Raw genomic sequence first — 8,811 nt, forward strand, 5'->3', positions numbered from 1 at the left:
TCAGCAACAGGATAGACTCGTCACCGCCAAGCCGTGCAAGCATGTCGCCGGGGTGCAACTGCTGGCGCATCCGCGCGGTAAGCATCACCAGCAATTCATCGCCCTTGGCATGTCCGGTGGTGTCGTTGATCTGTTTGAAATCGTCCAGGTCCAGCATCATGACGGCGATGATTTGTGAAAGCAGGTCGGGATCGCGCCTGAAATCCTCGTCACGAAACCCTGTGATGCGTTCGCAGGAAGGGGAGGAATAGAGTAACGCACCGTTTGGGTCCAGCCATAATTCCCAGTCATGCGTGAACTTGACCATGGCTCGAAAGAGCTTTTCCTTTTCCCGCAGCGCCCGGGACGTGCGCCTATGACGCAGGTATATGATGCAAGCAACCGGCCCCAGCAGCAGCAACAAACCGGCTGGAGCCAGGGCGCAGGCCTGCCATGGAAAGACCGCAGAGCCCGGCACGGCTGGCTGGACGAGGTTTTTCTCAGGACGTTTTGCCAATCCGGTTTGCCAGCTGGAAGCAACGGTCGGTGCCGACAGGCAGAGCAGTGCGGAAAATGAAAGAATGACAGTTTTCACAAAGGGATATTTCAGAAAAGACCGCATGGGATAAACCTCGGAAAGGTGCCGGTTGCTGAATTTACTCATGCCGTATGAATGCCGGTACAGAAACAGCACCTCCAGCCATTGCCGTAACAGGGCCTCGGGTGCTGCGGGTGAATTTTATGGAAAAAAGGGAGTCGTTATCGGCCATTTTCTTCGGTAACCCGGCTATCCCTTTCGGGATCCGTGGCTTTGCGTCACCGGGTTGCCCCGGTTTTGCCATTATCGGAAAATTTGGTGGAGGTGCAAAAACTCGGTCTTACGGTGTTGCGGCGTAGTTTCAGAACCTTGTCTTGCCGGTTAAAGAGCATCAGATCATGCAGCTCGCAAGTTCTTCCAGCCATCCAACGGGTTTCTGGGGGTTTCTGGAGATGTATAAAAACTTTCCGGCTTCATCATAACGTGATGAACCGGAATGTCCATAAAAATTATTGAAGCGCTGCGCATGGACCGGTGTGTGTTTTCCGGTCGGATACTCAGGGGGGAAGAGGCTGGTTTGTGCCATGGTCCTGGGGCCCCTGGCAGTCGCTGGGGTCTGGAGGTGCCGCGAAACAGGTGCGGTCACGGCCGGACTCCTTGGCCTGGTAGAGCGCCAGATCGGCACGCGACAGCAGGGCCTGAAGGTTTGTTTCCCGGGCATGCATGGCCGCGATGCCCAGGCTGATGGTCATGCGCAACGGACCATGATCCGTGGCGAGGGGTGCGTCTTTGATACCCTGGCGCAGGCGCTCGGCCACGGTCCAGGCTTCGGTCGGTACGGTGGCCAGGCACAGGATGGCAAATTCCTCGCCACCGATCCGCGCCAGAATATCCTGCCGGCGCAATTGAACACGCAGGGTTGCCACCAGATGTTGCAACGCAAGATCCCCTGTCATGTGACCGTAACGGTCATTGATCCTTTTGAAGTGATCGACGTCAAGCGTGATGATGCATAGTGCGGTGTCCTCGCGTCTGGCGGCCTGAACCTCGGCGGCCAGACGGGCCATGAAATAGCGGCGATTGAAGGTGCCGGTCAGATCGTCCCGTTCGGAAAGTCGCTGCAGTCGATCCGCCATCGTTTTTTGTTCGCTGACATTGATGGCCAGCCAGACCGCCGAAGGTTTTTTTCCTGGCCTGGGCATTACAGGATAGATCCGGCCATGAAACCACTGGGGACCGGGGGGGCCGTCGTTTTCGGTGACCCCGACTTCCATGGAGGCGAGCTGGTAATCGCAGGTCTGTAGCGTTCCCGTATCGATGGCTCGACGAACCACCGAAAGAAACAGCCGCCATTTTTCCTCCGGCAGCACATCCTGCATCAGGCATCCCACCAGGTTCAGCCCCCCATCGTAATGGTTGCGAAACCGTCCACCGAATACGGCGGTGTAACGACCATCGTAATCAATGACAAAAACGGGAGCAGGAAGTGAATCCGCTACGGCCTGCAACTGGTCGAGTAATTCGGCGCACGTGTTCTCATGAGTCATGATGTCGCCATTGTATCCGATGTTGCCGTTTGCCGCCAGCAGTTAGTTTTCATCCGGAAACGGCCCTTTTCCGCCGTGGCGGCGTCAATCCGCAGGCTTGCATGCGTCTCTGATTCCGGCTCAATCGCAAATCCGGTCAGTCCTTGACCGCATCCGAACCGGTGTCAATGTCTGGGCATGCCGCCCGTACAGGGGGCGCAACCGAATGCATGTGTAGTGTAAACCCTCGGTAATTCGTGGATTTGAGGAATAAGTTATATATGTCTTGAACAATCGGACCGATTTTGTTAAAAATTGCCTTTACATTATATTCACAAAAGGAGGGCTCTTCTATGGGTCTTATGACGGGCAAGCGTGGCATTATTTTCGGTGTGGCGAACGACCTCAGTATCGCCTGGGGTATCGCCAGGCAGCTTCATGCCGCTGGTGCCACCCTGGCTTTCACCTACCTCAACGAAGCCCTGGAAAAACGTGTTCGTCCCCTGGCGGAAAGCGTCGATGCGGAGCTCATCCTGCCCTGCGACTTGTCCAGGGACGAGGATATTGAAGCGGTTTACGAGGAAGTCGGCAAAAAATGGGGCAAGATCGATTTTGTCGTGCATGCGGTCGCTTTCGCCAATCGTGAAGATCTCAAGAACTCCTTCAGTCAGACCAGCCGCGACGGTTTCAAGCTTGCCATGGATATCAGTGCCTATACCCTGGTTGCTGTGACCCGTGGTGCCATTCCCCTGATGAACGAGGGGGGCAGCGTCATCACGCTTACCTACCTTGGCGCTCAGCGGGCGGTGCCCAACTACAATGTCATGGGGGTCGCCAAGGCTGCGCTGGAGGCATCGGTACGCTATCTGGCGGCCGAACTGGGGGAAAAGAATATTCGCGTGAATGCGATTTCCGCCGGTCCTATCAAGACCCTCGCGTCGTCCGCTGTCGGCCAGTTCAAGGAAAAACTGCGTATCATGGATGAAATCGCGCCACTGCACCGTACTGTTACCCAGGAAGAGGTTGGCAAATCCGCTCTTTACCTGCTGTCCGATCTGGCCAGTGGTGTGACGGGGGAAGTGCATTTTGTCGATGCAGGCTTCAATTTTGTTGTCGGTTGAAATTCCGATGGCCTTGCTTTGACTTTCTATAGACACAAAGGACCTCTCGTGGGTCCTTTTTTATTTTTCAGGGCGCTATGGTGGTTCACGGTAATCTCACAGGACTGAAACCGGGTCAGATCAAGGCTCTGGAGCGCATCTATCGTCGACGGATTCCCCCGGATCAGATTATTTCGACGGAGCTTGCCCGCTATCTGAGCGAGCAATCTCTCGAAATTCGGCGTCAGGTCGGGGTGATCATCGACCGTAGCGGTACCATCCGCTATGTAATTGTCGGCGACGACCGTGAAATCGTCATCCCGGATCTGTCCGGGTATGGCCGTGGCCGCAGCGGCCTTCGGGGGTTGCGCTGTATCCATACTCACATCGGGGGCGAGCCATTAAGCGAAGACGATTTGACCGACCTGGCGCTGTTGTGTCTCGATCTGATGGTTGTCATCGATGCGGGGACGCAGGCTGGGCCGGGAAAGGTCGAGTATGCGCATTTGCTGCCCCCGAATCCGGAAGGACGGCAGGTCGAGGTCGAGAAAACCGCTTCAATTCACGATCTGGATGTCAATCTGGGGATTTTTCTTCGATCTCTGGAACAGGAACTCGAATCCGGAATCGCTGAAACCGTGGATCTTTCCGATCCGCGGGAAAAAGGAATCCTGATTTCCGTCAGTCAGCAACCACGTTACGAGGTGGAGGATTCCCTGGACGAACTGGCCGAGCTGGCCCGTACCGCCCAGGTGGTGGTGCTGGATCGTTTTGTTCAGCGGCCTCGCCAGATCAATCCCAGGTATCTGATGGGTGAGGGCAAGGCCAAGGAAGTGGTCATCCGCGCTCTGCAGCAGGGGGCCACGCTGCTTGTTTTCGACCAGGATCTCAGCCCGGCCCAGGTGCGGGCCATTTCCGAATTGACCGACCTTAAAGTCATCGACCGTTCACAGTTGATTCTCGACATATTTGCCCGTCGGGCCCACACCCGCGATGGCAAGGTGCAGGTGGAGCTGGCGCAGCTCAAATACATTTTGCCACGCCTGGTCGGGCGCGGGGTCGCTTTTTCGCGGTTGATGGGCGGCATTGGCGGGCGCGGACCGGGGGAAACCAAGCTGGAAATCGATCGTCGGCGCATTCGCGATCGTATCACCCGCCTGGAAAATGAGCTGAAACATCTCTCCAGGGGGCGGTTGCAGCGCCGCCAGCGGCGGATCCGGTCCGGTGTGCCCATCATTTCGATCGTCGGATATACCAATGCCGGGAAATCGACTTTGCTCAATGCCCTGACCCAAAGCACGGTGCTGACCGAAGATCTTTTATTTGCCACGCTGGATACCTCCAGCCGCCGTTTGCGCTTTCCCATGGAGCGGGAGGTTATTATCACCGATACGGTCGGCTTTATCCGGCAATTGCCCAAAAGCCTGATTGGCGCGTTCCGTGCAACGCTGGAAGAGCTGGAAGATGCGGATCTTTTGCTGCATGTGGTGGATTGCGCCAATCCGCGCTTCGAGGAGCAGATCGCCGCGGTGGAAAAAATCCTCAACGATCTCGATCTGGGGCATATTCCCAGACAGCTGGTTTTCAACAAGATGGATCTGGTTGCCCGGCAGCAGGTCGATGCTCTCTGCCGCCGCTTTGATGCGATCGCCGTAAGTGCTCGCGATCGAAAGAGTTTCGAGCCGCTTTTGAATTTGCTGGAGGGAAGATTCTGGCCCCTGGAAAAAGAGGGGCGGACGGAAGCTGAGGAGATGTGATTGTCATGATAAAAAAATATTTCGGGTTTTTCCTGCTCGCCAGTCTGGTGACCGGCTGCCATGGTCCTGTTGGACCCTTCGGAAAAACCGCGCCGGTTCCCGTGAAAAAACTGCAATCGGTAAAAAAATCGGCTCTGGATGAAGGCCTCACCGACGAAGATGCTGGCGAGGAAGCCGAATTCTTCGGCGACGACGAGGGTGTCGAGGCAAGCATGGTGCCCGATGATGCCGAAACCCTCGAGGATCTGGCCCTGCTCTCCGATGCCGATATGCTGGCCCCGGAAGATGAGGGCGTGACGGCTGTTGAGCAGGACCCTGTCTACGACCTGCCGGTGGTCGAAAACGACAAGGTTCGCTACTTTATCGATTATTACGTCAATCGTGGCAGTCGGGCATTCCACCGCTGGCTCGAGCGTTCCGGGCGCTACTTGCCCATGATGCGCGGCATCCTTGCCGAGGAAGGCCTGCCTGAAGATCTGGCCTACCTGGCCATGATCGAATCGGGATTCAATGAAAAGGCGGTCAGTCGTGCCAATGCGGTTGGACCCTGGCAGTTCATGGCGGCTACCGGCAGATTGTATGGTTTGAAAAACGAATGGTGGTTTGACGAACGCCGCGATCCCGTCAAGGCCACCATTGCCGCGGCGCGTCATCTGCGGGATCTTCATGTGCGGTTCGAAGGAGACTGGAATCTCGCTATCGCCGCCTATAATGCCGGCTCCGGCAGGGTGGGGCAGGCGGTTCGCAATGCCGGAACCCGGGATTTCTGGAAAATATGCCGGGACGGCCATCTGCCGCTGGAAACCCGCAACTATTTACCCAAACTGTACGCCGTGCTGCACATAGCCAAAAATCCGTCCCGGTACGGATTTGATAATATCGCCTACCAGCCGCCTCTCGCCTATGACGAGGTGGTGCTGCCGGAGAGCACCGATCTGGATATCGTCGCCCGTTTATGCGATGTGGAGATCAGCGATGTTCAGAAGCTCAACCCGGAGCTGAAACGCTGGTGTACTCCGCCGGGAATCAAGGATTACAAGCTGCGGATTCCCGAGGGCAGGCGGGATTCCTTCCTCGCCGCTTTTGCCGCCATTCCGGCCAGCCGTCGTGCCAGTTATCGGCACTACCGTTTGCGTCCCGGCGATACTCTGAGTTCGCTGGCTTTGCGGTTTGGCATAAAAACGCAAGATCTCATGCGTTTGAACCGCATCAAAAATCCTCGTTCCCTTCGCGCCGGAGCCGAGATTACCCTGCCTTTGCGTTCTGATTTGAGTGGTTTGGTAAAAAGTTTTTCGGATGAAGACAAGGCGCAGGTGGTACCTGCGAGTTACAAGGTACGGCGCGGCGACACTTTGTGGGGTATCGCGCGTCGTTTCGACATGGCCCCGGACCGGTTGTCAGCCAGCAATGGTTTGCAGTCGGATGACGTATTGCGGCCCGGCAGGGTGCTGAAGATTGTCGGCGGGACTGCCAGGGCAGCCCGGTCCGAGAGGACTCACGAAGTTCGTCAGGGGGACAACCTTTGGGACATTGCCCGTCGACACGATGTGACGGTACAGCATTTATGCGCCATCAACAATTTGCACAAAAACAGTCTTCTGAAACCCGGCATGACGCTGAAATTATCCGGAAGCGCTGGCGGCCAACAGCAGCGAAAAATTGTCTATCGGGTGCGCTCCGGCGATAGCCTTTGGAGTATAAGCCGCCGGTTCGATCTCGCCGTGGGGCAGATCTGCAACTGGAACAATCTGGCCAAAAACCATGTTCTGCGGCCCGGCCAGAAACTGACATTGCATGTCGGCAACCATCATCGGGGATAAGATTTTGACATTTTCCGGGTCCGTTGCTACACTGCCTCGCGAATCGATTTCCCATGTGAAAGGACCCTTTTTTATATGATCAATCTGGCGATATCCCTGGCGGTTTACATCCTTGTTGCCGGTTTGTTGCAGGTGGCGACTGATCTGCAGCCCTGGCTCAACGCGCTTGTCGGGCTGTTGGCGTTCGGGTTGGTTTATTTCCTGCTGAGCCGCCGCGTGCTCAAAAAGCTGACGGCCGTTATGGAAACCGTTCAACGTGACATGATGGCCGGCCGCGCCGACAAAGCCATCAAAACCCTGGAGGCCACCCTGCCTTTGGGGAAATGGCAGTTTCTGGTAACTTCCCAGCTGTATTCCCAGATTGGCAGTCTTCATTATCTTAAACGGGATTTCGGCAAGGCCTTTGATTTTCTGCAGAAAGGCTTCGGTCGTCACTGGCCCTCGATGGGGATGCTGGCCATCTGTTACATGAAGCGGAACAAAACGGATAAAATGATTCAAACCTTTGAAAAAGCCGTCAGCCTCACCCGCAATGAACCACTGCTCTGGAATCTGTATGCCTACTGCCTGGAAAAAGTCGGAAAGCACAGCCAGGCTATCGAGGTTATGAAAAAGGGACTCAAAAAAACCGGCAACGATGAAAATCTCCAGGAAAATCTCGATGCGCTCGTCAACGGACGCAAAATGAAGATGCAGATTTATGGTGATGCGTGGCTGCAGTTCCATCTGGAAAAAACCGGCGCCATTGTCAAGAAACAGACCAAGGCGGTGCAGGGGCGGCGCAAGATTGTGAGGCGATAGGCGTGGCACGCAAAAAGAAACCGGAACCCAGTGTTTCCGGTAAGGAATTTCAAATCAGCCCCTTCAAAAAACTGAAGGGGCTTGCTGTTTCCAAGTCACACCTGCCGCCGTCTCCCGCTGAGGGAAAAAACACTTTGCGGACAACGCCGGTTCCGGCTGAGACGGATGACGCGGCTTTGTTTGCGCAGGAAATGGAGATGCTGCGGGTGGAAAAACGGGATGCCGACGATGTGACGTCCATGCTCCCCGAACAGGAGAGTCCCGCGCCAATACCGGCGCAACCGGCCACGATACCTGCTACGGACAGGGAATTGTTTCTTGCCGCCCTGGGTAGTATGGACAGCGTGTTTCGCGATGAAATGCCGTCGCAGGCAGAGCCCTCTGCTGCGCCCCGACGCATGCGGCAACTGCGCCAGGGGAAGCTGTTGCCCGAGGCGCAACTCGATCTTCACGGCGCTACTCGCGATGAAGCCCGACAGAAGGTGCGTTTTTTTCTTGAAGACAGCGTTTTTCAGGGCCGGAAGACAGTTCTTGTGATCACCGGGAGGGGCAAAGGGTCTCCCGGGGGGCCGGTGCTGCGTGCCGATATGGAAAAATACCTCCGGTATGAAGCGAAGGCCTGGGTTGTCGAGTGGGGACGCGCTCCGGCCCGGTATGGTGGAGAAGGGGCCCTGGTGGTTTTTTTGCGGCAAACCCGCAAAGATGGCGGTGCCGGATAGCAAAAGGCCGCAGCAACGCTGCGGCCTTTTGCTATGGGGAACCTTTGAACTTTTATGATGGCTCGTCCTTATTGGTGTCAGGCGCTGCCGGTTCCGCCGGTTTTTTGACTGTCGGCTTGCGAGGGCGACGGGCCGGTTTTTTCTTGGGCGGTTCTTCGGCCGTGGCGGTGGCAACAGCGGGAGTCCCGTTGGCTGCAGTCGGGTTCGGTTCAGCTTCCTTCGGGATCATCGATTTTGCCGGGAGGGCAACACGCCTGGAACGCTTGGGCTTTGGTGTTGCCACGGTCGCAGCAGCGGGTTCCGGTGCCGCCTGGGTAGCCGAAGTCGCCAAAGTGTCAGGTGTTTCGGCACTGTTTTGCGGTACCGTGCCGCCTGATTCCGGTGCTGCCTCATGGCGGGTTTTTGTTGAAACGCGTCGGGGCCTTTTCGGTTTGGCTTCCGGTTTGGCTTCCGGTTTGGCTTCCGGTTTGGCTTCCGGGTTGGCTTCCGGTTTGGCTTCCGGTTTGGCTTCCGGCGTGGCTTCCGGCGTGGCTTCCGGCGTGGCTTCCGGCGTGGCTTCCGGCGTGGCTTC

The 8,811-nt window shown here is 56.6% G+C and carries 7 protein-coding genes, 1 pseudogene and 1 riboswitch; of the genes and pseudogenes, 5 read left to right on the plus strand and 3 right to left on the minus strand.

Annotated features, from left to right (window positions below; genetic code table 11):
* A partial coding sequence (locus AB7E65_RS10265; protein WP_428745827.1) for a diguanylate cyclase domain-containing protein occupies positions 1–307 on the minus strand: 307 nt, incomplete at its 3' end.
* A 446-nt stretch (positions 308–753) separates the two neighbouring features.
* Positions 754–829, minus strand: a riboswitch (cyclic di-GMP riboswitch).
* 245 nt (positions 830–1,074) lie between these two features.
* Positions 1,075–2,064, minus strand: coding sequence for a sensor domain-containing diguanylate cyclase (locus AB7E65_RS10270; RefSeq protein ID WP_072285456.1), 990 nt, complete (start codon positions 2,062–2,064; stop codon positions 1,075–1,077).
* A gap of 332 nt (positions 2,065–2,396) precedes the next feature.
* Here AB7E65_RS10270 and AB7E65_RS10275 point away from each other — a divergent pair, with 332 nt between their 5' ends.
* The 5 genes from AB7E65_RS10275 (at position 2,397) to AB7E65_RS10295 (ending at position 8,240) form a co-directional block, all read left to right on the plus strand.
* A complete protein-coding gene (locus AB7E65_RS10275; RefSeq protein WP_428745828.1) occupies positions 2,397–3,164 on the plus strand; it encodes an enoyl-ACP reductase FabI in 768 nt (255 codons plus the stop codon).
* A gap of 77 nt (positions 3,165–3,241) precedes the next feature.
* On the plus strand, positions 3,242–4,900 hold the full coding sequence (gene hflX / locus AB7E65_RS10280; protein WP_072285454.1) for a GTPase HflX: 1,659 nt from the start codon (positions 3,242–3,244) through the stop codon (positions 4,898–4,900).
* A gap of 5 nt (positions 4,901–4,905) precedes the next feature.
* Positions 4,906–6,720, plus strand: coding sequence for a LysM peptidoglycan-binding domain-containing protein (locus AB7E65_RS10285; protein ID WP_428745829.1), 1,815 nt, complete (start codon positions 4,906–4,908; stop codon positions 6,718–6,720).
* A gap of 75 nt (positions 6,721–6,795) precedes the next feature.
* Positions 6,796–7,521, plus strand: coding sequence for a tetratricopeptide repeat protein (locus AB7E65_RS10290; RefSeq protein WP_072285452.1), 726 nt, complete (start codon positions 6,796–6,798; stop codon positions 7,519–7,521).
* A 176-nt stretch (positions 7,522–7,697) separates the two neighbouring features.
* Positions 7,698–8,240 (plus strand): Smr/MutS family protein, encoded by a 543-nt coding sequence (locus tag AB7E65_RS10295; protein ID WP_428745830.1) that lies wholly within the window; start codon positions 7,698–7,700, stop codon positions 8,238–8,240.
* Positions 8,241–8,292: 52 nt separating this feature from the next.
* Here the strand turns inward: AB7E65_RS10295 and AB7E65_RS10300 are convergent.
* Positions 8,293–8,811: pseudogene (locus tag AB7E65_RS10300) on the minus strand (hypothetical protein); the annotation flags it as partial.

The organism is Syntrophotalea sp. (genome assembly GCF_050253115.1).
In the GTDB taxonomy this organism is placed as follows: domain Bacteria; phylum Desulfobacterota; class Desulfuromonadia; order Desulfuromonadales; family Syntrophotaleaceae; genus Syntrophotalea; species Syntrophotalea acetylenica.

What these genes read in the sequence shown, in the direction of transcription:
- AB7E65_RS10270 (WP_072285456.1), bottom strand. Translation starts at nt 2,064, where the DNA reads ATGACTCATGAGAACACGTGCGCCGAATTACTCGACCAGTTGCAGGCC.
- AB7E65_RS10275 (WP_428745828.1), top strand. Translation starts at nt 2,397, where the DNA reads ATGGGTCTTATGACGGGCAAGCGTGGCATTATTTTCGGTGTGGCGAAC.
- hflX (WP_072285454.1), top strand. Translation starts at nt 3,242, where the DNA reads ATGGTGGTTCACGGTAATCTCACAGGACTGAAACCGGGTCAGATCAAG.
- AB7E65_RS10285 (WP_428745829.1), top strand. Translation starts at nt 4,906, where the DNA reads ATGATAAAAAAATATTTCGGGTTTTTCCTGCTCGCCAGTCTGGTGACC.
- AB7E65_RS10290 (WP_072285452.1), top strand. Translation starts at nt 6,796, where the DNA reads ATGATCAATCTGGCGATATCCCTGGCGGTTTACATCCTTGTTGCCGGT.